General features: G+C 72.5%; 13 protein-coding genes. 3 read left to right on the forward strand and 10 right to left on the reverse strand.

Annotated features, from left to right (window positions below):
• Nucleotides 1-94 precede the first annotated feature (94 nt).
• The 3 genes from ACFYQQ_RS35700 to ACFYQQ_RS35710 are packed head-to-tail and all read right to left on the reverse strand — an operon-like array spanning nt 95 to nt 3,772.
• Complete coding sequence (locus ACFYQQ_RS35700; RefSeq protein WP_355784953.1) at nt 95-1,030, reverse strand: carbohydrate ABC transporter permease; 936 nt, start codon at nt 1,028-1,030, stop codon at nt 95-97.
• Nucleotides 1,027-2,085, reverse strand: coding sequence for an ABC transporter permease subunit (locus ACFYQQ_RS35705; RefSeq protein WP_355784950.1), 1,059 nt, complete (start codon nt 2,083-2,085; stop codon nt 1,027-1,029). Before ACFYQQ_RS35705 ends, ACFYQQ_RS35700 begins: the two co-directional genes overlap by 4 nt.
• A 4-nt stretch (nt 2,086-2,089) precedes the next feature.
• A complete protein-coding gene (locus ACFYQQ_RS35710; RefSeq protein ID WP_355784947.1) occupies nt 2,090-3,772 on the reverse strand; it encodes an extracellular solute-binding protein in 1,683 nt (560 codons plus the stop codon).
• Between the two features lie 363 nt (nt 3,773-4,135).
• On the opposite strand from ACFYQQ_RS35710, the gene ACFYQQ_RS35715 reads away from it, so the two are divergent.
• Nucleotides 4,136-6,979, forward strand: a complete 2,844-nt coding sequence (locus ACFYQQ_RS35715) for a glycoside hydrolase family 3 C-terminal domain-containing protein (protein WP_388906701.1) — start codon at nt 4,136-4,138, stop codon at nt 6,977-6,979.
• Between the two features lie 27 nt (nt 6,980-7,006).
• Here the strand turns inward: ACFYQQ_RS35715 and ACFYQQ_RS35720 are convergent, their stop codons facing one another.
• The 4 genes from ACFYQQ_RS35720 to ACFYQQ_RS35735 all read right to left on the reverse strand — a co-directional run bounded on the left by ACFYQQ_RS35720 (nt 7,007) and on the right by ACFYQQ_RS35735 (nt 15,686).
• Entirely contained in the window at nt 7,007-8,977 is a 1,971-nt protein-coding gene (locus tag ACFYQQ_RS35720) for an Ig-like domain repeat protein (RefSeq protein WP_355793036.1), read from the reverse strand.
• Between the two features lie 278 nt (nt 8,978-9,255).
• Complete coding sequence (locus ACFYQQ_RS35725) at nt 9,256-10,701, reverse strand: aldehyde dehydrogenase family protein (RefSeq protein ID WP_355794873.1); 1,446 nt, start codon at nt 10,699-10,701, stop codon at nt 9,256-9,258.
• Between the two features lie 1,038 nt (nt 10,702-11,739).
• A complete protein-coding gene (locus ACFYQQ_RS35730; protein ID WP_388906705.1) occupies nt 11,740-13,413 on the reverse strand; it encodes a PucR family transcriptional regulator in 1,674 nt (557 codons plus the stop codon).
• A 116-nt stretch (nt 13,414-13,529) separates the two neighbouring features.
• On the reverse strand, nt 13,530-15,686 hold the full coding sequence (locus tag ACFYQQ_RS35735) for an ATP-binding protein (RefSeq protein WP_356243287.1): 2,157 nt from the start codon (nt 15,684-15,686) through the stop codon (nt 13,530-13,532).
• A 290-nt stretch (nt 15,687-15,976) separates the two neighbouring features.
• On the opposite strand from ACFYQQ_RS35735, the gene gabT reads away from it, so the two are divergent.
• Together gabT and ACFYQQ_RS35745 are read left to right on the forward strand one after the other, a co-directional pair.
• Nucleotides 15,977-17,311 carry a 4-aminobutyrate--2-oxoglutarate transaminase gene (gene gabT, locus ACFYQQ_RS35740; protein WP_355784923.1) on the forward strand — a complete coding sequence of 445 codons (1,335 nt, stop codon included), beginning with the start codon at nt 15,977-15,979 and terminating at the stop codon, nt 17,309-17,311.
• Between the two features lie 169 nt (nt 17,312-17,480).
• Entirely contained in the window at nt 17,481-18,335 is an 855-nt protein-coding gene (locus ACFYQQ_RS35745; RefSeq protein WP_355784926.1) for a phosphatase PAP2 family protein, read from the forward strand.
• Here the strand turns inward: ACFYQQ_RS35745 and ACFYQQ_RS35750 are convergent.
• From ACFYQQ_RS35750 to ACFYQQ_RS35760, 3 genes are all read right to left on the reverse strand, one after another.
• On the reverse strand, nt 18,274-20,094 hold the full coding sequence (locus ACFYQQ_RS35750; RefSeq protein WP_355784929.1) for a glycoside hydrolase family 18 protein: 1,821 nt from the start codon (nt 20,092-20,094) through the stop codon (nt 18,274-18,276). The two genes, ACFYQQ_RS35745 and ACFYQQ_RS35750, sit on opposite strands and share 62 nt — an antisense overlap.
• Before the next feature lie 109 nt (nt 20,095-20,203).
• Complete coding sequence (locus tag ACFYQQ_RS35755; protein ID WP_355784932.1) at nt 20,204-20,656, reverse strand: hypothetical protein; 453 nt, start codon at nt 20,654-20,656, stop codon at nt 20,204-20,206.
• Between the two features lie 201 nt (nt 20,657-20,857).
• Nucleotides 20,858-22,276 (reverse strand): FAD-dependent oxidoreductase, encoded by a 1,419-nt coding sequence (locus ACFYQQ_RS35760; RefSeq protein ID WP_355784935.1) that lies wholly within the window; start codon nt 22,274-22,276, stop codon nt 20,858-20,860.
• Nucleotides 22,277-22,282: the final 6 nt, after the last annotated feature.

Below are 22,282 nucleotides of genomic sequence, written 5' to 3' on the forward strand. Positions count from 1 at the left end.
GAGCGTGGGGAGGGGGTCCGTCGGGGCGCGGGGTGCCCGGCGGTGGTCCGGGCGCACGGCCGCGCACCAGGGAGCGGGACGGGGCGGGCGCGCGTCAGCCCTTCACGGCGCCGGTGAGCATGCCCTTCTTGAAGTGCCGTTGGACGAAGGGCGAGAGCACGGCGACCGGGAGCAGCGCCAGCACCATGACCGCCATCTGGACGGCCAGCGCGGACAGTTCGCCCGTCTTGATGGCCTGCCCCATCCCGACCGGCGGCTCCTGCTTCTGGACGAGCTGGATCATGACGTTCTGCAGCGGCATCATGTCCTGGTCGCTCAGGTAGATCGAGGCGTTGAACCAGGCGCTCCAGTAGCCGACGGCGTAGAAGAGCGTGATCACCGCGATGACCGCGCGGGACAGCGGCACCACGATCCCCCACAGGATCCGCCAGTCCCCCGCGCCGTCGATCCGCGCGCTGTCGACGAGTTCCTGCGAGATGCCCATGAAGAAGCCGCGCAGCACGAGGATGTTGAAGACGCTGACCGCGCTCGGCAGGATCAGCGCGAGGTAGGTGTCCGTCAGGCCCAGCGACTGCACGAGCAGGTACGTGGGGATGAGTCCGGCGCCGAAGAACATCGTGGCGAGCAGGGTCATGAGGAACCAGCGGTGCCCGACCGACCCGATCCGGGAGAGCCCGTACGCGGCGAGGACGGACACCGTCATGGAGAACAGCGTGCCGACGAGCGTGACACCCAGGCTGACGAGGGTGGCCCGGGTGACCTGGCCGCCGCTCAGCAGTTCCTGGTACGCGATGAAGGTGACGCCCTTGGGGACCACCACCAGACCGCCCGCCTCGGTGACGGTCTCCTTCGAGGACAGGCTGGTGACGACGACGATCCACAGCGGGAACAGGACGGCCAGGCAGGCGCCGGCCAGCACGATGGCCTTGCCCGCGAGTCCGGCCCGGCCGGGCGGCTCCTCCCAGACGGGCCTCGACGGCGCGGCCCAGCGGCCGGGGGCCTTCGGTCGGGGCCCGGTCACGGCGCTCACTTCTTGTACACCCCCTGCTCGCCCATGAGATGGGCCACCTTGTTCGCGGCGAGGACCAGCCCGAGGCTGACCACGCCCTTGATCAGACCGGCCGCGGCCGCGTAGCTGAAGTCCTGGTTGCGGACGCCGTTCCACCACACGTAGGTGTCGAGGACCTCGGAGGCGCCGGGGCCCACCGCGTCCCGTTGCAGCAGGATCTGCTCGAAGCCGACCGTGAGCGCGTCACCGACCCGCAGCACCAGCAGCAGGGCGATCACCGGGCGCAGGGCGGGCAGCGTGACGTGCCACAGGCGGCGCAGGCGCCCGGCGCCGTCCATCGCCGAGGCCTCGTACAGGTCCGGGCTCACCGAGGCCAGCGCGGCGAGGAAGACGATGACGCCCCAGCCGGCGTCCTTCCACACGCCCTCCGCCGTCACCAGGAACTTGAAGATCCCCGGGTCCGTCATCAGGTCGAAGCCCTCGTACCCGTGCCGGCGCAGGGTCTGAGCGATGATGCCGGCCCCGCCGAAGATCTGCTGGAACACGGTGATGACCAGCACCCAGGAGAAGAAGTGCGGCAGGTAGAGGATCGCCTGCGACACCGCCCGCACCCGGGGCCTGATCACGCTGTTGACGAGCAGCGCGAGCGCGATGGGGACGGGGAAGAACAGCACGAGCTGGAGCACGAACAGGACGAGGGTGTTCCGCACGGCGTCCCAGAACGCGGAGTCCTCGAAGATCCGGGTGAACTGCTCGAAGCCCACCCACGGGCTGTGGAAGACGGCGACGAAGCCGTTGTCGCCGACGTACGGGTCGTACTCCTGGAAGGCGACGACGTTGCCGAGGATCGGTACGTAGTTGAAGACCAGGACGAGCAGGATGGCCGGCAGCGTCATCAGGATCAGGGTGCGGTCCCGCCGCAGACGGGTGCGGAGGGAGCCGTACCTCGGGACGCGGGCGGCCCCGGGGGCCCGGCCGGTCGTGGCGGCCCTCGCGCGGCCGGCGGACGGCTCGTCGGTGTCCGTCTCCGACGACGCGGCCGTACGGGCGGGGCCCGGTGCGGTGCTGTGTGCCACCTCGTCACCCCTGTGCGGAGCCGGTGTCGTCCAGCAGCTTGCGGTACCAGTCCCGCAGCTTGTCGCCGCCCTGGCTCTTCCAGTCCGACACGGCCTGCTGCATGTCACCGGTCTTCCTGCGGCCGCGGACGATGTCGTCCTCCAACTGCTCGAAGTCGTTCGAGAGGTTGGTGTAGCGGGCCGGCTCGGTGATCTGCAGGCCGTAGAAGGAGGACTTCCCTGTGAAGGCGCCCATCCGCTGCTGCCACCGCACCTGTTCCTCCGCGATGTCGGGGAAGTCGGGGTGCGCGATGGTCGGGGCGGGACTCGCCAGCATCACGTACGCGTTCAGGACCTCCTGGTTGCCCTTGTCGTTCTTGACGGGCATACCGTCCCGGACGGTGTAGTGCGTGCCCTCCACCCCGTAGTTCGTGAGCATGTACTCCTTGGTGCCGTACGGGGCGGCGGAGACGTTCGCGGCGGCCAGCACGTCGTGGATCACGGCCTTGGACGCCTTCTTGTTGACGAAGGCGAAGATGCCGGCGGGCGACCCGGCCCAGAGCCGGGGGTCACCCCCGTCGTGGCCGAAGATGTCCATGCCCGCGATGCGGAAGTCCTTGTTGTGGCCCGCCTGTTCGGCCGTCTTGCCCCACCAGTCCGAGATGTTCTGGTTGTACATCAGGACCTCGCCGGCGGTGAAACGCTGGCCCGCGTTGCCCTGGTTGGCCGCCCTGGCCTCCGGGTGGACGACACCGGCCGCGTACAGCTTGCGCGTCCACTCCAGCGCTTCCAGGTACTCGTCGGTCTCCACCCGGTAGACCAGCTTGCCGTCGACGAGGTTCCAGCCGAGGGGCTTCTCGCTGCCGGACAGCACGCCGAAGACGTTGAAGGCGGTCCACTTCATGTCGTCGCAGGCCCACACCTTCGCCCTGGCCCGGGTGATGTCCTTGGCCAGGGCGAGGAACTCCGCCGCGGAGGTGGGGAGTTCGTACCCCTCCTTGTCGAAGACGTCCTTGCGGTAGAAGGGCACGATGCCGGTGACGGTGGGCGCGGGCTGCGGCAGACCGCGCAGCTTGCCCCCGAAGATGGAGTACTTCCAGGCGTCGCTCGGGATGGCGGCGAGGTTCGGGTACTCCTTGACCCGGTCGCCGGAGAGATAGGGCCCGAGGTCGGCGAACTTGCTGATGATGGCGCTGGGGATCTTGCCGCCCATGTTCCAGCTGGGGATCACCACGACGTCCGGCAGGTCGCTGGAGGCGAGGACGGCGCCGAGCTTCTCGTCGTACGTGTTGCCGTCCTGGTTCTGCCAGACGACGTCGGCGCCGATCCGCTCGTTCATCGCCGCGTAGTAGGCGTTGCTCCCCTTCGGCGGCGTCCCCCAGAAGGGCGACATGACCCGGACGGTGCCGCCCTTGCCCAGCTTGCGCGGTACCGAGGTCTTCAGTCCGGCCAGGGAGAGCTCGCCGGTGAAGCCGGCCGCGGAGCCGTTCTTCGAGGGGATGTCCGGCGTCACCACGTTCTGCGCCACGAAGGCGGGGAGGATCCTCCGCGCGTCCTTGCCCGAGGTCGTCCCCTCCTTGGAGCCGCCGTCGGACCCGCCGCAGGCGGCGAGCAGCGGCATCCCGCCCGTCACGGCGGTTGCGGCCACCGCCGTGGAGGCGAGGAAGCTTCTCCGGCTGGTGCCGGAGGTGGCGGAGTTCGGCGTCATTGCGTCAACCCTTCGTGGCGCACAGCAGGACACCCGGCGGGGAGCCGTCGGCTGCGGTGTCTCGAGTGGAACTGGCTGAGCTGAAGCGGTCCCTGGCGGACTACGCGCCCCAGGACGGGCTCTCGCCGCTTGTCGAAGCGCTTCGATGTTGCTGCGAGGTTAAGTGAACACCCAGGGGCGCACAAGAGCCGATCCCAACATTCCTGGGCGCCTCGCCGGACCGGCGCGGGGCATCCACGGTGCTTGAAATGCCAATAGATGTACGGTGTTTCGCGTCCACATGTCTTGACACCCGGTCTCGTCGCCCTGAGCATCGAAGCGCTTCGAAAGCGCCCCGTCGCTCCATCGCAAAGGGACCCCCACGTGACCGCACCCACGCCTTCCGCGCCGCCCTTCCGGGATACGCGGCTGCCGTTCGCGAAGCGCATCGACGACTTGCTGGCACGGCTCACGCCCGACGAACGCATCGCGTTCCTGCACCAGTTCACGCCCCCGGTGGAACGCCTCGGCGTCGCCGCCTTCCGCACCGGACAGGAGGCTCTGCACGGGGTGGCGTGGATGGGCCCGGCGACCGTGTTCCCGCAGGCCGTGGGGCTCGGCGCGACCTGGAACGAGGACCTCGTCCGCCGGGTGGGCGAGGCCGTCTCGCGGGAGGCCCGTGCCATGCGCGCCCGCGACGACCGCGTCGGCCTCAACGTCTGGTCGCCAACGGTGAATCTGCTGCGCCACCCGCTGTGGGGGCGCAACGAGGAGGGCTACTCCGAGGACCCGAGGCTCACGTCCGCCATCGCCACGGCGTACACCCGGGGCCTGCGCGGCGACCATCCCGTGTACTGGCGTACGGCCCCCGTGCTCAAGCACTGGCTGGCCCACAACAACGAGACCGACCGGGACACCTCGTCCTCGTCCGTGCGCCCACGCGTGCTGCACGAGTACGACCTGCGCGCCTTCCGCGAGACGGTGGAGGCGGGCGCGGTGGCCGGCGTGATGCCCGCGTACAACCTCGTCAACGGGCGCCCCAACCACGTCTCGCCGGACCTGCGCGAGCAGTTGCGCGCCTGGACGGACCAGGAGCTGCTGGTCTGCTCGGACGCCGGGGCGCCCTCCAACCTGGTCGACTCCGAGCACTACTTCGACACCCACGAGGAGGCGGTCGCGGCCGCGGTACGCGCCGGGGTGGACAGCTTCACCGACCACGGCACGGACAGCTCGAAGACCGTCGCCCGCCTTCAGGGGGCCGTAGCCCGGGGCCTGTTGAGCGGGGCCGACATCGACGCGGCGGTCCGCAGGCAGCTCTCGGTCCGCTTCCGGCTGGGCGAGTTCGACCCGGGTTCCGATCCGTTCGCGGGCACGGACGACTTCGACACCCCGGCCCACCGCGCCCTCGCCCGGGAGGCGGCCGAGCAGGCCGTGGTCCTGCTGAAGAACGACGGACTCCTGCCGCTCGCCCACGACACCCGCGTCGCCGTCGTCGGCCTGCTCGCCGACGAGTGCAAGCTCGACTGGTACAGCGGCACCCTCCTGCACCGTTCGACACCGCTGGAGGGCCTGTACGAGCGTCTCGGCGCCGACCGGGTCGTCTTCGCCGAGGGCGTGGACCGGGTACGGCTGCGGACGTCGTCCGGGACCTACCTCGTCGTGCCCGCCGCGCCGGACGCGGCGGACGACGTGCCCGGTGCCGAGGGCGCGCTGGACCCGGCGCTCGTCGCGGGCCGCACCGACCTGTCCCCGCTCTCCGCGGACGCCCACGGCACCGAACTCGCCCTCGCCGACTGGGGCGACGGCGTGCTGACCCTGCGCGCGCCCGACGGCCGCTACCTCTCGGTCGCCGAGGACGGCTTCCTGCGCGCCTCCGCGGACCAGCCCGGCGGCTGGGTCGTCCAGGAGACGTTCCGCCTGGAACCCTCCGCGGCCCATAAACGGGGTCACCTCCTCAAGCACCTGGGGACGGGCGGACACGTCTGTGTCGCCGCCGACGGCGTGAAGGTTGCCGCACAGGACGCGGAGGTCTTCGAGGTTGAGGTGGTCGAGCGTGGCGAGGACGCGGTGGCCCGCGCCGCGGCCGCCACCGACGTGGTCGTCGTGGTCGCCGGCAACGACCCGCACATCAACGGCCGCGAGACCGAGGACCGTACGACGCTGCGCCTGCCGGCGCACCAGGAGCGGCTGCTGCGGGCGGCCCGGGCCGCGAACCCCGCCACCGTCCTCGCCCTGGTCTCCGCCTACCCGTACGCGGTGGACCCCGCGGACCTTCCCGCCGTCCTGTGGACCGCGCACGGCGGCCAGGCGGCGGGCGCCGCGCTGGCGGGGATCCTTACCGGTGACGTCTCACCCGCCGGCCGCCTCCCGCAGACCTGGTACGCCCGCGACGACGACCTGCCGGACCTCCTCGACTACGACGTGATCGGCGGCCGCCAGACCTACCTGTACTTCGAGGGCACCCCGCTGTTTCCGTTCGGGCACGGCCTGTCGTACGCGTCGTTCGCGTACACGGACCTGCGGGTGACGTCCGGGCCGGACGCGGTGCGCGTCTCCTTCACCGTCACCAACACCGGCGCGGTGACGGCCGACGAGGTCGCCCAGCTCTACGTCCGCGCCGTCGCCCCGTCCGTGCCCCGCCCCCGCCGCGAGCTGGCCGGACACCGCCGCGTCCGCCTGGACCCCGGCGCCTCGGCCGGCCTCTCCTTCGAACTGCCGCTGCCCGTCTTCGAGTTCTGGGACGTGGCGCACGGCCGATGGCGCCTGGAGCCGGGCACGTACGAGATCCTGGCGGGCGCGTCCAGCGAGGACGTCCGGCTCCGCGCGAGGGTCGGCCTCGACGGTGAGCCTGCCGGACCGCGCCCGGTCCGCGAACGCGGCCTGGAGGCAGCGGACTTCGACGAACACCGCGGCACCCGGATCGTCGACGCCACCAGGACGGCGGGGGACGCCGTGACGCCGCTCGACGACGGCCCGGGCGAACTGGTCTACCGGGCCTGCGACTTCGGGACCGGCGTCACCGGCGTCACCGCGGAGGTGGCGGGCGAGGGAGTAGTGGAGATCTCCCTGGACGACGGCCCGGCCCTCGCGTCTCTCACACTGCGCCCGACGAAGGGCCCGTACGACTACACCACCGTGGACGCCGCCTTCCACGCCACCGGCGTGCACGACGTCCACGTCACCCTGCGCGGCCCTCTACGGCTCGCGCGAGTCGGTTTCGGCGGCTGAGGGCGGGGGGCCTGCGCGGGGCCCGCCTCAGCTCGTGAAGGTGAAGTACTTCCACGCGCCGTACGTCGTCGAGTTCACGGTGTCGCCCGACGAGTCGTTGATGTACGAGGAGCGGACGCGCATCCGCTGGCCCGTCTGGTGCTCGCCGGTCAGCTCCACCTTGGAGACGCCCGCGGAGTCCAGCGTGAAGTACTTCGAACCACTGCCGTACCAGCTGCCGTTGTAGTAGACCTCGAACTGCTGGCGCTGCTTGCGGCCCGGGTAGGCCGTCATCGTGTTGGTGAACAGCGGGTTCTTGGTCTTCTTGAAGTAGTAGTAGGTGTGGCCCGACGTGTACGCCGTCTTGTAGTGGCCGCTCACCGACGTCGACACCTTGACCTTTGCTCCTACCGTGCTGGTCACCGTCTTCGGCGCGGAGCGGGCGTCACCCGCGAACTTCGCCGTGACCTTGGTGTCCCGCTTCAGGTCCAGGACGACGGACAGGTTCCCACTGGAGTTGACCGTGCCGGACTTCACCAGCGCGTTCGGCTTGTCCGAGCCGTAAGGGTCGGCCCAGATCTCCACCTTGCGGTTCTTGTATGTCGTGCCGAGGTGCGCGGTGAAGCCGACGTCGGCACCGTAGGAGTAGACCTTGCCGTTGTTGTTCAGCGTCAGAGTCGTCGAGGTGCGCGACACCTCGACGGTGTCCGAGCCGGTGCCGGAGGCGTGCCCGGCGTCGCCGGCGTACGTCAGCGTGTACGTGACCTTGCCACCGGCGGGCGGGGTGTCCACGAAGGAGTAGGTGCCGTCCGCCTTGACGGTCACCGTGGCCAGCGCCTTGCCGCTCGGCGACTCCAGGTCGGTGCGGTTCGCCGTCAGCTTGATGCCGACGGGCAGCGCCACCCTCGAGGAGACCTTGCCCTTGACGGTGAGCTGCTTGGCACGGGTCGCGGTGGCCGGGGCGTCCACGGTGATGGAGGTGGCCGGCGTGGTGGGCGCCTCCAGGACCCGCAGGGAGTAGGTGCCGGAGAAGTTGGATGTGATCGCGAACAGCCGTGAGCCGTCCGGTGCCCAGGCCAGGCCCGCGGCGGCGAGTTCGTCTTTGCCGGTGACGGTGGGGTCGGTGTCCGGGAAGTCGTACTCGCGGATGGATTTGGTGGCGCCGGGCTCGTAGATGTAGACGTCGGGCTCGTAGGGCCCGCTGACGCCTGCTGCGACGGCGCCGTCGGGTGCGATGGCGATCGCGTTCGGGCTGGAGTCGCTGGTGTAGGAGCCGTCCTCGGTGAGGTCGGACGTCCGCAGCACCTGGTGGTGGTAGGGCGCGCCGCTGGCCACGACGACGTGTCGGCCGTCCGGGGTGACCTGGAGGTCCCCGAGGTTGCCGCCGGTGCCGTTGGTGAAGACGGTGCGGGTGGGCGTGCCCGAGGAGACGTCGTAGGAGGCCAGCGACACCGGACTCCCGCCGATCGCGGCCGCGACCACGGTGCTGGAGCCGGGTGCGGCGTCCAGCATCGGCGCGAGGTACCAGACGCGGCCCTCCTGCGCGAGCGTGACCACGGGCTGCTGGCCGGACAAGTCGACCGAGCCGATGTTGCCCTCGCCGGGCCCGCCGTAGCCGAACCACAGTCTGCCGCCCGCCAGGGCGACGCTCAGCGGGTTGTCGCCCACTGGGTAGCGGGCGGTCTCGACGACGGCCGCGGTGTCGAACGCGGCGATCACGTCGGCGTCCCGCACGGCCGCGTAGAGCGTGCCGGAGTCGGCGGACAGTTCCAGACCCACGACACCTGGCAGATCCGTCAGTTGACGGACCACGTTCCCGGTGTAGTCGGTGACGACGATCTTGCCGTTGCTCGGGTCGCTGACGAAAACACGCTGGTGGACGCCGTCGACCACGATGTCGGCGGTCCGCTCCACCGGCAGGCTCGCGGTGGTGTCCGCGTCCGCCGGCGTGGCGGTCAGAACCACCGAGCTGAAGAGGACCGCCAATGTGGTGGCGGTTGTGAGGGTGCGTATACGCACTGCTGGTTCGAACCCCCCGGAACGAATGAGGATGCCTGGACGCCCTGCCATGTGTGGGAACCGGGGGGCGTGTGTGGCCAGTGAGCGAAGATTAGGCCATGCCCTTGGCATAGTCACCACAAGGGCCACCGGTTGTCGGCCGTCGTCCGGTCAACCGACGGCGCCCGCGCCGCGAGGTCTCGGTGTCCAGGCCCACCGACTGAAGAATGGGGCCGCCGTCGTACGACGGCGGCCGGAACCCCCGCACAGTGGGTTCCGGCCGCCGGTTTCGCGCGTCCTTACAGGGCGAGGCCCGTCAGGACCAGTACGCGCTCGTAGGTGTAGTCCTCCATCGCGAACCGCACGCCCTCGCGGCCGACGCCGGACTGCTTCACACCGCCGTACGGCATCTGGTCGGCGCGGTAGGAGGGCACGTCGCCGACCACGACGCCGCCGACCTCAAGCGCCCGGTGGGCACGGAAGGCGGTCTGCAGGTCGTGGGTGAACACACCTGCCTGGAGGCCGTACTTGGAGTCGTTGACGGCGGCGAAGGCCTCGGCCTCGCCGGTCACCCGCTGCACGGTGAGGACCGGTCCGAAGACCTCCTCGCAGGACAGGGTGGCGTCCGCCGGGACGTCGGCGAGGACGGTCGGCGCGTAGGAGGCGCCTTCGCGCTTGCCGCCGGTGAGGAGCGTGGCGCCGGAGGCGACGGCCTCGTCGACCCAGGACTCGACGCGGCGGGCGGCGTCCTCGCTGACCAGCGGGCCGACGTCGGTCCGGTCGTCCGAGGGGTCGCCGGTGACCTGGGCCTCGACGGCGGCGACGATACGCGGCAGCAGCCGCTCGTACACCGAGGCGTCGGCGATGACCCGCTGCACCGAGATGCAGGACTGGCCGCCCTGGTAGTTGGAGAAGGTGGCGATACGGGTCGCCGCCCAGTCCAGGTCCTCGTCGCTCGCGAAGTCGGCGAGGACGACGGCCGCGCCGTTGCCGCCGAGCTCCAGCGTGCAGTGCTTGCGCGGCACCGAGTCCATGATCGCGTAACCGACCTTCTCGGAGCCGGTGAACGAGATGACGGGCAGCCGCTCGTCCTGCACCAGCGCGGGCATGCGGTCGTTGGAGACCGGCAGGATGCTCCACGAGCCGGCGGGCAGCTCGGTCTCGGCGAGCAGGTCGCCGATGATCAGGCCGGACAGCGGGGTCGCGGGCGCGGGCTTCAGGATGATCGGGGCGCCGGCCGCGATCGCCGGGGCGACCTTGTGGGCGCACAGGTTCAGCGGGAAGTTGAACGGCGCGATGCCGAGGACGACGCCCTTCGGGAAGCGCCGGGTCAGCGCGAGGCGGCCCTGGCCGCCGGCGTCGGTGTCGAGGCGCTGGGCCTCGCCGCCGTTGAACCGCCGGGCCTCCTCGGCGGCGAACCGGAACACGGACACCGCGCGGCCGACCTCGCCGCGGGCCCACTTGATGGGCTTGCCGTTCTCGGCGGAGATGAGGCGCGCGATCTCCTCGGTGCGTTCGGCGAGCCGCTTGCTGACGTGGTCGAGGGCGGCGGCGCGGACGTGCGCGGGGGTCGCCGCGAACTCGTCGCGTACGGCGTGGGCGGCGGCGACGGCCTCCTCGACCTGGGCCTCGGTCGGCACGCTGACCTTCCCGACCAGCTGCCCGTCCCAGGGCGACGTGACGTCGAAGGTGGTCTCGCCGGTGGCCTGGCGGCCGGCGAGCCAGAAGGCGTGGGTGGAAGTCATTGTCGAGTCCCGGCCCTTCCGAGGTTGGTGTGTCCGTGTCTTACGGCCCCCACGGTAGGGCCCGCCGGACGCCCTGGCGCTTGTCCACCCCGTAGCACTCCCCTCCCACCCCACTCCGCAACGGCCAACCCACCCCGTCGCGGCCCCCGGGCCCCCGGTGCCTTCCCTCCCCCCGGCTACATCAGCCCCCTGGGCTGCGACTGAGGCCGGAACCCGTGAGTGGTCCCACTTCCCCTCACCTACACCGGCACCCGGTGCCGCAGCCAAGGTCGAGGCAGGACGGCGAACCCGGCGCCAACGGGGAGCCGCCTGGCGCCCACCCGTGCCGCCCCAGCGGCACGATTGCCCGCAGCTGCGGCGGGCGGCCCCCGCCGCACGCCTGTCCGCAGCTGGAGCGGGCGGCCCGCCGGCGCCAGCCGGGTGGGTGGGCGCCACCCCTCGCCGCACGCCTGTCCGCAGCTGGAGTGGGCGGCCCGCCGGCGCCAGCCGGGTGGGTGGGCGGTCCACCGGCACCAGCCGGGTGAGTGGGCGCCGCCCCCGCCGCACGCCCGACCGCAGCCAGGTGGGCGTCGCCCACCGGCCCCGCACCGGAGCCACCGGACCCGCGCCCCCGCGGCTCAGCCCCCACGACCCGCAGCCGCCATCCGACCGAAGGGGCCGTGCCGCAGGTGGGCGTCGCCCACCGGCCCCGCACCGGAGCCACCAGGCCCCAGCCCCCCGCAGCTCAGCCCCCACGACCCGCAGCCGCCATCCGACCGAAGGGGCCGTGCCGCCGGTGGGCGTCGCCCACCGGCCCCGCACCGGAGCCACCGGACCCGCGCCCCCGCAGCTCAGCCCCCACGGCCCGCAGTCGCCCTACGACCGAAGGGGCCGTGCCGGTACATCAAATGGCCGTCGAGACGGGGACGTACCCGACCGAGGAACGCTGGTGACGGACGCCCACACCAACTACCGACGGCCGGATGTACCGGCACGGCCCCGACCCACCCACCGGCCCGAAGGCGCCCGACGGTCACCGCACCGACCCACCCGACCGACCTACTCCCCCACCCCCGTGGCCTTCAGCGCCAGCCACAGTTCCATCCGGACGTCCGGATCATCCAGCGAGCGTCCGAGGATCTCCTCGACCCTCCGCATCCGGTACCGCAACGTATGCCGGTGCACCCCGAGATCCGCCGCCGCCGCGTCCCACTGCCCGTGCCGGGACAGCCACGCCCGCAGGGAGGCCACCAGATCCCCCCGCCCCGTCGCGTCATGCTCGCGCAGCGCCCGCAGCAACCCGTCCGCGAACGCCCGCACCGCGTCGTCCGCGAGCAACGGCACCACGGACCCCGCGGCCACCTCCTCGTGCTCGACGAGCGCCCGCCCCCTCCGCCGGGCCACCGACAGCGCCTGCTCGGCCTGCTTGTAGGCCGCCCCCGCCGCGATGGGCCCGGCCGGCGCCGACAACCCCACGACCAGTTCGCCCTCGTCCGCCGCGGCCTGCTCCCGCCCTGCCGCGCGCCCCGCGGCCCGCGCCGCGTCCAGCGCCTCCGCATGCGCCTGGCAGGCCGCCACCGCCGCGCCCCCGTCCGCGGCGAGCACGACGAGCCGCTCCCCGTCCGGGACGACCAGCACGGACTCGCCGGACCGGGCGGCGGCGGACTCGACGACCTCGGCGAGCCCGCCCAGCGGATCACCGTGCGCGTCGGCCACCGCGACGGAGGCGACGGCGGGCTTGGGGGCGACGCGCGCGTGCCCGTCGGCATGCGCCCGCGCGGCCGACGCGGACGCGGACTCGGCGAGGATCAGCCGGAAGGGCGCGTCGAGGAGCTCCCCGTACAGGCCCCCGGCGACGGCGCGCGCGTGGTCGGACTCCCCGGCGAGCAGCATCCGCAGCACGGCCGCCCCGATCCGCTGCTCGGCGGCGTGCAGTGAGGTCGACCGCTCGGTGGTGAGCGTCAGCAGGGCGATCGCCGAGTGCACGGCGTACCGCTCGGCGGTGCCGAGGGCGGCGGCCGTCCCGACGGCGAGCGCGGCGCGGGGCCGCCGCCCGGTGCCGAGGGAGTGCAGCTCGATGCGGTCCTCGCCGTCGGGGCCGCCGACCACGGAGCTGGCGGGCGCGGGCCGCTCCCGCAGCCGCTCGACGTCGGCGGTGATCCGCGCGGCGCGGCGCCCGGCCCACTCGGGCGCGGTGGCGACGACGGCGCCGGACGCGTCGTACAGGGCGGCCCAGCCGTCGACCTGCCCGGCGAGCGCGGCGAGCAGCTTCTCGGGGCCGTCGTTCAGTGCCTGCTTGGTCAGCTCGCGTTGGGCGGCGAACCCGGCGGTGACGGCCCGGTACTGGTCGGCGGCGATGGCGGCGGAGACGGCCTTGCTGATGGCGAGGAAGGGGGTGCGCCGGGGCACCTCCAGCAGGGGGAGCCCTTCCTGTTCGGCGGCGTCGACGAGGGCGTCGGGGATGTCGTCGTAGTTGACGCCGACGGCGAACCCGAGGCCGACGACACCCGCGGCGGCCAGCCGCTTGACGTACCGGCGCATGGCGTCGGGATCCTCCGCGTCCAGGGTGAGCGCGGTGATGAGGAGCAGCTCCCCGCCCTCCATGTACGGCACGGGGTCCGCGAGCTCGCTGACGTGCGCCCAGCGGACGGGCACGTCCAGGCGTCCCCCGCCCGCCCGCACGGTCAGCTTGAGCGCGGAGTGGTGGACGAGGGAGGCGAGCGTGGGGGGCATGGGACCTTCAGGTCTGAGGCGGGCGCGGGGCGATCGGCCGGGGTGATCTTTTGGCCGCTTCGTATGAAGGGCCGCTATCGATTCTGCCTCACCGTAGGAGTGCCCCGCGCGCCGTTTCAGCCGCGCAGATCCACCAGGAGCGGTGGCGCGTGCTCACCCTGCACGGTGGTGAGCGAGAGCACCGCGTGCCCCGGCGGCACCCCGTGCGCCAGCTCGGACGCCGACCAGCGTTCGCGCTCGACCTGCCGGACGGTGACGGCGCGCGCGGTCGGCGCGTTGCCGGTGATGACGCGCCGCAGCATGTGGACGGCCTTGCCGGCGGGGGTCTCGGCGATGATCTGCCGGTCGGTGACGTCCCGGGCCTCGGTCCATTCCTTGCCCCAGACCTCGGCGAAGTCCTGGCCGTCCCAGGGGGTGAGGCCGGAGAGCGCCATGCGGCAGCCGATGGCGCCGAGCAGCGGACTGCGCAGGGCCCGGGGGACGTCGTCGAGGGTGCGCAGGGTGAGGACGGTCCCGGCGTTGGCGGAACGCAGCCGCTGGATGCCGCGGACGGCCTCGGGGGTGATGACGCCGGTCGCGTCGTCGAGGACGAGGCAGGCGAACAGCGAACGGTCCTCGCGGACGGCGACGCCGGCCGTGAACTGGGCGAGCACGAGCCGGGCGAGGATGCGCGAGGCGTCGGCGTGGCCGCGCTGGGGCAGGTCGATGCGGACCCGGACCGGGTGGTCGAGGGCGCGCAGCGAGAAGGGCCGGGACTGTCCGGAGGTGTCGAAGAACCCGGCGAAGGCGGGCCGGTCGAGGAGGGCGACGCGGTCGGCGAGGACGCCGCCGACGTCCCCGGGGTGTCCGAGCTGCCGTTCGCGGGCGTCGAGCTCGCGCAGCAGCGACTCCTGCCCGGCCTCCTCCAGGCCGCGGCGCAGGGCGGCGAGGGGGGCGGGAGAGCCGTCGAGCAGCTGGCGCAGTTCGGGGACGGAGGGGAACCGGCCGTGGACGGCGCGGTAGGGGCCGAGGAGCTGGGCGAGGACGGTGGTGGAGCGCCGGCTGTCGCCGCCGGGGTGCGGGTCGGCGAGGTCGCCGACGAGGGCCTCGGCGAGTACGGCCGCGGCCTCGTCGGGGTCGGTGGTGCCGCCGTAGAGGTCGAGGTCGTAGACGGACTCGGGGTTCCCGACGCGCACGACGACGTCGTAGGCGTCGGCGGAGCCGAGCCCGGCGCCGGCGGCTCCCACCACGACGACGGCGGCGCGTCCGGCGAGGGCGTGCAGGCACAGGGACTCGGCGAGGGGCCGGACGACGCCGCCGGTCTTGCCGGATCCGGCGGGGCCGACGGCGAGTAGCGAGGTGCCGAGGAGGTCGGGGCCGAGGGCGAGTCCGGTGGCGCGGTAGGCGTAGGGGTTGCGGGGGTCGTCGGCGGTGGTGCCGAGCCGGACCTGTCCGGTGAGCAGGTCGTGCCGGGCGTGCCGGCCGGGCAGGTCGCGGTGCCCGGAGGGGTGGAGGCAGGCGGCGGCGCCGTCCTTCAGCACGGCGCCGGTGAAGGTGGCGAGGCTGTGCCGGCCGCTGCGTACGCCCTGCCAGGCGCGGGCGATGCGGGCGTGGTCGACGTCGCGCATGAGCCCGGTGCGGGCCTCGGCGGCGAGCCGGTCGGCGGCGTCGGCGGCTCCGGCGGCGCGGAGCTGGTTCCACTGGGCGGGGTCGTCCTCGGGGGCGGGCGGCCGTACGTCCACGGGCGCGGACCGGCGCCAGGCGGGCAGCCCGTAGCGCCGCCAGACCTCACCCCAACGGCCGAGCCGCCCGACCCCGATCATGATCGCGAGGGCGACGGCGGTGTAGTAGGCGTAGACGGCCACGACGGAGCCGAAGCTGTGGGGCTCGGCCCAGGAGTCGGGGATCATCGCGTAGAGCGGCAGCAGCCACCAGCCGCCGAGGTAGCCGTTCCACAGCAGCGACCAGAGCAGCCAGCCGACGAGGAAGGCGATGAGCGCGCCGCTGAGGAGCTGGCGCGCGGGCACGGTCTCGGGTTCCTCCGCGGGCCTGGGCCGGTGCCCGAAGCGCCACACGCCGGGTGCGGCCTCCGGCCGTGGTGTGCGCAGCCAGGTCAGGAAGGCGGACCCGTCCGGCAGCGGCGGCATGCCCGGTGCCCGGGCGGGCCGCGGGGGTGTCGCGGGGGCCGGGGGCCGCGCGGGGTGCGGGGTCGCGGGCACGGCGGGGGGTCCCGCCGGGCGCGGCACGGGGCCCGCGTGTGTGCCCCGTGCGTCCTGCGTGCCGTCGCCGTCCATCGCCGTTGCCCCCTGACCAGCCGGTCCGTGCCTCGTACGCGGGTCAATCTAGTGCCCCTGCCGGGGGAGTTCACCGCTTACGCGGCCGGACCCGCGCGGACCCGGTCGGGTCCGGCCGCCATCTGTTCTATGTCCACGGCGGACAACCGATTCCTGCGACAACGCCCACATGGAGCATGCCCCGCCCCCTGCCGCGGCCCTAGCCTGCGGAGAAGCGTCCGAAAACACCCCCGCCCGGAAACCCCCGGTCCGCCGGAACACCGGTTCGCAAGATCTTCAGGGAGCCCCTCATGACCGCACTTCCGCAGGAGCGCCGCGTCGTCACCGCCATCCCCGGCCCGAAGTCGCAGGAGCTGCAGGCCCGCCGTACCGCGGCGGTCGCGGCCGGTGTGGGCTCGGTGCTGCCGGTCTTCACCACGCGCGCGGGCGGCGGCATCATCGAGGACGTCGACGGCAACCGCCTGATCGACTTCGGCTCCGGTATCGCCGTGACGTCGGTCGGCGCCTCCGCCGAGGCCGTCGTACGCCGGGCCTCCGCGCAGCTCCAGGACTTCACCCACACCTGTTTCATGGTCACGCCGTACGAGGGCTACGTCGCCGTCGCCGAGGCGCTGGCGGAGCTGACCCCGGGTGACCACGCCAAGAAGTCGGCGCTGTTCAACTCGGGCGCCGAGGCCGTCGAGAACGCCGTCAAGATCGCGCGGGCGTACACCAAGCGCCAGGCGGTCGTCGTCTTCGACCACGGCTACCACGGCCGGACGAACCTGACGATGGCGCTGACCGCGAAGAACATGCCGTACAAGCACGGTTTCGGCCCGTTCGCGCCCGAGGTCTACCGCGTGCCGGTGGCCTACGGCTACCGCTGGCTGACGGGTCCGGAGAACGCCGGTGCCGAGGCGTCCGCGCAGGCCATCGACATGATCAACAAGCAGATCGGGGCCGAGAACGTCGCCGCGATCATCATCGAGCCGGTGCTCGGCGAGGGCGGCTTCATCGAGCCCGCGAAGGGCTTCCTGCCGGCGATCAGCCAGTTCGCCAAGGACAACGGCATCGTCTTCGTCGCGGACGAGATCCAGTCCGGCTTCTGCCGCACCGGCCAGTGGTTCGCCTGCGAGGACGAGGGCATCGTCCCGGACCTGATCACCACCGCCAAGGGCATCGCGGGCGGCCTGCCGCTGGCCGCGGTCACCGGCCGCGCCGAGATCATGGACGCCGCGCACGCGGGCGGCCTGGGCGGCACCTACGGCGGCAACCCGGTCGCCTGCGCGGGTGCGCTCGGCGCGATCGAGACGATGAAGGAGCTGGACCTCAACGCGCGGGCGAAGAGGATCGAGGCGGTCATGAAGGCCCGCCTGGGCGCGATGGCCGAGAAGTTCGACATCATCGGCGACGTCCGCGGGCGCGGCGGCATGATCGCGATCGAGCTGGTGCAGGACCGCGACACCAAGGAGCCGAACCCGGCCGCCACGGCCGCGCTCGCCAAGGCCTGCCACCAGGAGGGTCTGCTGGTCCTCACCTGCGGCACCTACGGCAACGTCCTCCGCTTCCTGCCCCCGCTGGTCATCGGCGAGGACCTCCTGAACGAGGGCCTGGACATCATCGAGCAGGCCTTCGCCCGCATCTGACGTCTCACCGGTCCCGGCCGCGGGGCCGCACCGGCGCCCGTCTCGGATTCCGTTTCCGGCCGGGGCGGGCGCACCGAGAGGCAGAGCGTGTGAAGAAGGTGTGCGAGGTGGATGACGGGACGCGAATGTGGCTGTCGGAGCCGCATCCGCTGTCGTAGGTTCTACGCAGATGAGAGAAACACCCCGCCCACAGGGGACTGTGGGCGACGCCGGGTCGGGGCCTCCCCAGCTTCGCCCTGGTCGTGCCCTCGCGCACACACCCGGAGCTTCCGGCTCCGGAACACCTCACCGATCGGATGGCCGCCCGCCCCAAACCCCCCGGGGCGCGCGGCACACCGATCCGGTCGGCCACCCCGGAACCACCCCCCCTGTTCCGGGGTGGCCGACCATCCTCCTCGGCCTTCCGGCCCTCCTTCTCGCGCTGATCACCTGGCAGGTCGCGGCCCACGGCCCCCTCGCCCGCGCGGACGAGCGCCTCAGTGACGCCGTCGTCCGCCCGAACCGGTTCTTCGAGCTGCTCGCCGACCTCGGCAACGTCTCCGTCGCCGTCCCGGTCCTGGCCGTCGCCCTCGTCCTCACGGCCCGCCGCTCCCGCCGCGAAGGCGCCGCCCGATGGTGGCTGCCGTCCGTCGCGGCGGCCGTCCTGATGGCCGCCGTACCGGCCGTGATCGTGCCGGCGAAAGAACTGATCGCCCGCCCGGGCCCACCGGTGATGGGCCCGGGTACGGGTTTCTACCCCTCGGGTCACACGGCGACCGCCGCCGTCGCGTACGGCGCCGCGACCCTGCTCCTCCTGCCGGGGCTGCGCACCGCCCCGGCCCGTCGCGCCCTGCTCGCCGCCTGCCTGGTCCTGAACCTGGCGGTCGCCACCGGCCTCGTCGTCCGCGGCTACCACTGGCCGCTGGACGTGGTGGCGAGCTGGTGCCTGTGCGCGCTGCTGCTGGCGGGGCTCGCGCTGTTCCTCAGCCGAAGTAGGCGTCGAAGTTCTTCGAGAACTCCCAGCCGCCGAACCGGTCCCAGTTGATCGACCACGTCATCAGGCCGCGCAGGGCGGGCCAGGTGCCGTGCGGGCTGTACGAGCCGCAGTTGGTCCTCTTCGTCAGGCAGTCGAGGGTCTTGGTGACCTCCGCGGGCGAGACGTGGCCGTTGCCCGCGTTCGTGGTCGCCGGCATGCCGATCGCGATCTGGTCGGGGCGCAGCGGCGGGAAGACGTTGTTCGCGTCGCCCGCGACCGGGAAGCCGGTGAGCAGCATGTCGGTCATGGCGATGTGGAAGTCGGCGCCGCCCATGGAGTGGTACTGGTTGTCGAGCCCCATGATCGAGCCCGAGTTGTAGTCCTGGACGTGCAGCAGCGTCAGGTCGTCGCGCAGGGCGTGGATGACGGGCAGGTAGGCGCCGGCGCGCGGGTCCTGGCCGCCCCATTTCCCGGTGCCGTAGTACTGGTAGCCGAGCTGGACGAAGAAGGTCTCGGGCGCCATCGTCAGGACGAACTTGGCGCCGTACCGGGCCTTGAGGGTCCTCACCGCGGAGATCAGGTTCACGACGACCGGGGTCGTGGGGTTCCTGAAGTCGGTGTCGGAGGCGTTCAGGGAAAGGGAGTGGCCCTCGAAGTCGATGTCCAGGCCGTCGAGGCCGTACTCGTCGATGATCTTCGACACCGAGGAGACGAAGGTGTCGCGGGCCGCGGCGGTGGTGAGCTGGACCTGGCCGTTCTGGCCGCCGATGGAGATCAGGACCTTCTTGCCCGCCGCCTGCTTGGCCTTGATGGCGGCCTTGAACTCGGCGTCGCTCTCCACGTTCGGGCACTCGGTGACCGGGCAGCGGTTGAAGCGGATGTCGCCGGAGGTGGTGGAGGTCGGCTCGCCGAAGGCCAGGTCGATGACGTCCCAGCTGTCGGGGACGTCGGCCAGGCGGGTGTAGCCGGCGCCGTTGGCGAAGCTCGCGTGCAGGTAGCCGACCAGGGCGTGCGCGGGCAGGCCGGAGGAGCCGTCGCCGGTGCCCGGAGAGGTGGTCGCGGTGACGGCCGCCGACTTCGCCGACTCGCCCGCGTCGTTCACGGCCGCCACCTGGAAGCTGTACGCGGTGGCCGGTGACAGGCCGGTGACGGTGACCGAGGTCCCGCTCGCCGTCTGCGCCTTCACGCCGTTGCGGTAGACCGCGTACCCGGTCGCGCCGGGGACCACGGACCACGACAGCGCGACGCTGCCGGAGGTCACCGTTCCGGTCTTCAGGCCGGTGGGCGGGGCGGGCGGCTGGCTCGCGTCGGCACCCGGGCCGACCAGGGAGACGTCGTCGGCGTAGTAGGTGCCGGTGCCGTACCAGCCGTGCGTGTAGAGGGTGACCTTCGTGGTGGACGGGCCGGTGCGGAAGGTGGTGGTGAGCTGCTGCCAGTCGGCGGCGGACTGCGTCCAGGTGGAGACGTCGGTGGTGCCGGTGCCGCTCGCGCCGAGGTAGACGTAGCTGCCGCGCACATGGCCGGTGAGGGTGTACTGCGCGTCCGGCTTCACGGTGACGGTCTGGCTGCACTGGGCGTAGTCGTTGCCGGCCGGGGTCGCCTTCAGCGCGGAGGCGCCGGTGCGCACGGGCGAGGTGACGGTACTGGCCGCCGTGCAGGTCCAGTTGTCCAGGCCCGCCTCGAACCCGCCGTTCCTGACGAGGTCCGCGTCGGCCGCACGGGCGGCCGACGAGAGGACGGTGAGGCCGGGGACGGCCAGGACGGTGGCCGTGCAGACGGCGAGAAGTCTGCGCCGTGCGAATGGTCTGTCGGGTCCGGTGCGGTCCACAGCTGCCTCCGGGCATGGGGGAATTGGAGGGTGGAGCGCGCCCAACTTGGTCCAGACCAATTGCGTTGTCAAGACCTCCGGCGTGATCCCGCGCGGGACCGGCGTGCGGTCAGGGGCCCTCCTCGCCCGCCAGACCCGCCGCCGCCTCGTGCATCGCCAGCTCCAGCAGCGCCGGATCGGTGAGGGTGCCCGAGCCGTCCGGCGGCACCAGCCAGCGCACTCCGCCGGTCGACCTGCCGGGGTACGGCACCACGATCCACGTGCCGCGGCCCGCGGTGCGCACCCCGGTGCCGAGCCAGCGGGTGGCGGTGCCTGCGGGCACGAAGAACCCCATCCGGGCGTCACCGAAGTCGACGAGCACCGGACCGAGTTGGTCGATCACCCGGGTCAGCACGTCGAGCGTGGGATAGCCCAGCTCCCCCGGCAGGATGAGCACGTCCCAGAGCCGGCCGGCCGGCAGCAGCGCGACCCCGGTCGGGTTGCGTTCCCACTCCCAGCGGCAGGCCTCGGGATCCGGCGCTGCGGATGCCAGCCACTCGACCGCCGTCTTGGCGCCTGTCATGACGGAACCTCCCTTTCTCGTGTCGACGCTGGTCGCGTCACTGGGGAGAGGGAGGTCCGGGCCGGGCATTACGCGGGTTCCCGCGACTTGTCGGTGGTGAACCGTGTCACAGGGTGTGAGCAGGGCGTACCCGAGTGGATCAGTCGCTCCCGCGTACGCCCGGCGATCATCCGTGCCGGAAGGCGGGCGTCCGGCGCGGGCTCAGCTGTCGAAGCCGAGTCCGAGCCGGTCCATCGTCTTCAGCCAGAGGTTGCGCCGCCCGTCCCGCGCGTCGGCACGCGCGAGCGACCACTTGGTGAGCGCGATGCCGGCCCAGGCGAAGGGCTCGGGCGGGAACGGGAGCGGTTTCTTGCGGACCATCTCCAGTTCGGCGCGCTCGGTGCGCTCCCCCGCCAGCAGGTCGAGCATGACGTCGGCTCCGAAGCGGGTCGCGCCCACCCCGAGGCCGGTGTACCCGGCCGCGTAGGCGACCCGGCCCTGATGGGCGGTGCCGAAGAAGGCGGAGAAGCGCGAGCAGGTGTCGATGGCGCCGCCCCAGGCGTGGGTGAACCGCACGCCCTCCAGCTGCGGGAAGCAGGTGAAGAAGTGCTCGGCGAGCTTCGCGTACGTCTCGGGGCGGTCGTCGTGCTCGGCGCGCACCCGGCCGCCGTACGGGTAGACCGCGTCGTAGCCGCCCCACAGGATCCGGTTGTCGGCCGAGAGGCGGAAGTAGTGGAACTGGTTGGCCGAGTCCCCCAGGCCCTGGCGGTTCTTCCAGCCGACGGACGCCAGCTGGTCGGCGGTCAGCGGCTCGGTCATCAGCGCGTAGTCGTAGACCGGGACGGTGTACGCGCGCACCCGCCGGACCAGGTTCGGGAAGATGTTCGTGCCGAGGGCGACCCGGCGGGCCCGGACGGAGCCGTAGGGGGTGCGTACGGCCATGCCCGCGCCGTGGGGCCGCAGGGCGAGCGCGGGGGTGTTCTCGTAGATCCGCACGCCCAGTTCGCGGCAGGCGCGCTTCAGTCCCCAGGCGAGCTTGGCCGGGTGGAGCATGGCGACGCCCCGCCGGTCGTGCAGCCCCGCGAGGAACGTGGGCGAGTCGACCTGCTCGCGCACCGCGTCGGCGTCCAGGTACTCGATGCCGTCCGCGAGGCCCTCGCGCCGCAACTCCTCGTACCACTCGCGCAGTTCGGTCGCCTGGTACGGCTCGGTGGCGACGTCGATCTCGCCGGAGCGCTCGAAGTCGCAGTCGATGGAGTAGCGGGCGACCGCCGCCTCGATCCCGTCGAGGTTGCGGGCGCCCAGCTCCTCCAGCTTCCTGATCTCGTCCGGCCACCGGGTCAGGCCGTTGGCCAGCCCGTGGGTGAGGGACGCGGCGCAGAACCCGCCGTTGCGGCCCGAGGCGGCCCAGCCCACCTCGCGGCCCTCCACCAGCACCACCTCGCGCCGCGGGTCGCGCTCCTTGGCGAGGAGCGCGGTCCACAGTCCGCTGTAGCCGCCGCCGACGACGAGCAGGTCGCAGGTCTCGGCGCCGGTGAGGGCGGGCTCGGGGCGGGGCTTGCCGGGGTCGTCCAGCCAGTAGGACACCGGCCGGGCGTCGGAAAGAGACGTCGTCCAACGGTTCATGGCGCCTGGGGCCATGATTTC

The organism is Streptomyces sp. NPDC005496 (assembly GCF_042872045.1).
In the GTDB taxonomy this organism is placed as follows: Bacteria; Actinomycetota; Actinomycetes; order Streptomycetales; family Streptomycetaceae; genus Streptomyces.

What these genes read in the sequence shown, in the direction of transcription:
- ACFYQQ_RS35710 (WP_355784947.1), bottom strand. Translation starts at nt 3,772, where the DNA reads ATGACGCCGAACTCCGCCACCTCCGGCACCAGCCGGAGAAGCTTCCTC.
- ACFYQQ_RS35725 (WP_355794873.1), bottom strand. Translation starts at nt 10,701, where the DNA reads ATGACTTCCACCCACGCCTTCTGGCTCGCCGGCCGCCAGGCCACCGGC.
- ACFYQQ_RS35730 (WP_388906705.1), bottom strand. Translation starts at nt 13,413, where the DNA reads ATGCCCCCCACGCTCGCCTCCCTCGTCCACCACTCCGCGCTCAAGCTG.
- ACFYQQ_RS35735 (WP_356243287.1), bottom strand. Translation starts at nt 15,686, where the DNA reads ATGGACGGCGACGGCACGCAGGACGCACGGGGCACACACGCGGGCCCC.
- gabT (WP_355784923.1), top strand. Translation starts at nt 15,977, where the DNA reads ATGACCGCACTTCCGCAGGAGCGCCGCGTCGTCACCGCCATCCCCGGC.
- ACFYQQ_RS35745 (WP_355784926.1), top strand. Translation starts at nt 17,481, where the DNA reads ATGAGAGAAACACCCCGCCCACAGGGGACTGTGGGCGACGCCGGGTCG.
- ACFYQQ_RS35755 (WP_355784932.1), bottom strand. Translation starts at nt 20,656, where the DNA reads ATGACAGGCGCCAAGACGGCGGTCGAGTGGCTGGCATCCGCAGCGCCG.
- ACFYQQ_RS35760 (WP_355784935.1), bottom strand. Translation starts at nt 22,276, where the DNA reads ATGGCCCCAGGCGCCATGAACCGTTGGACGACGTCTCTTTCCGACGCC.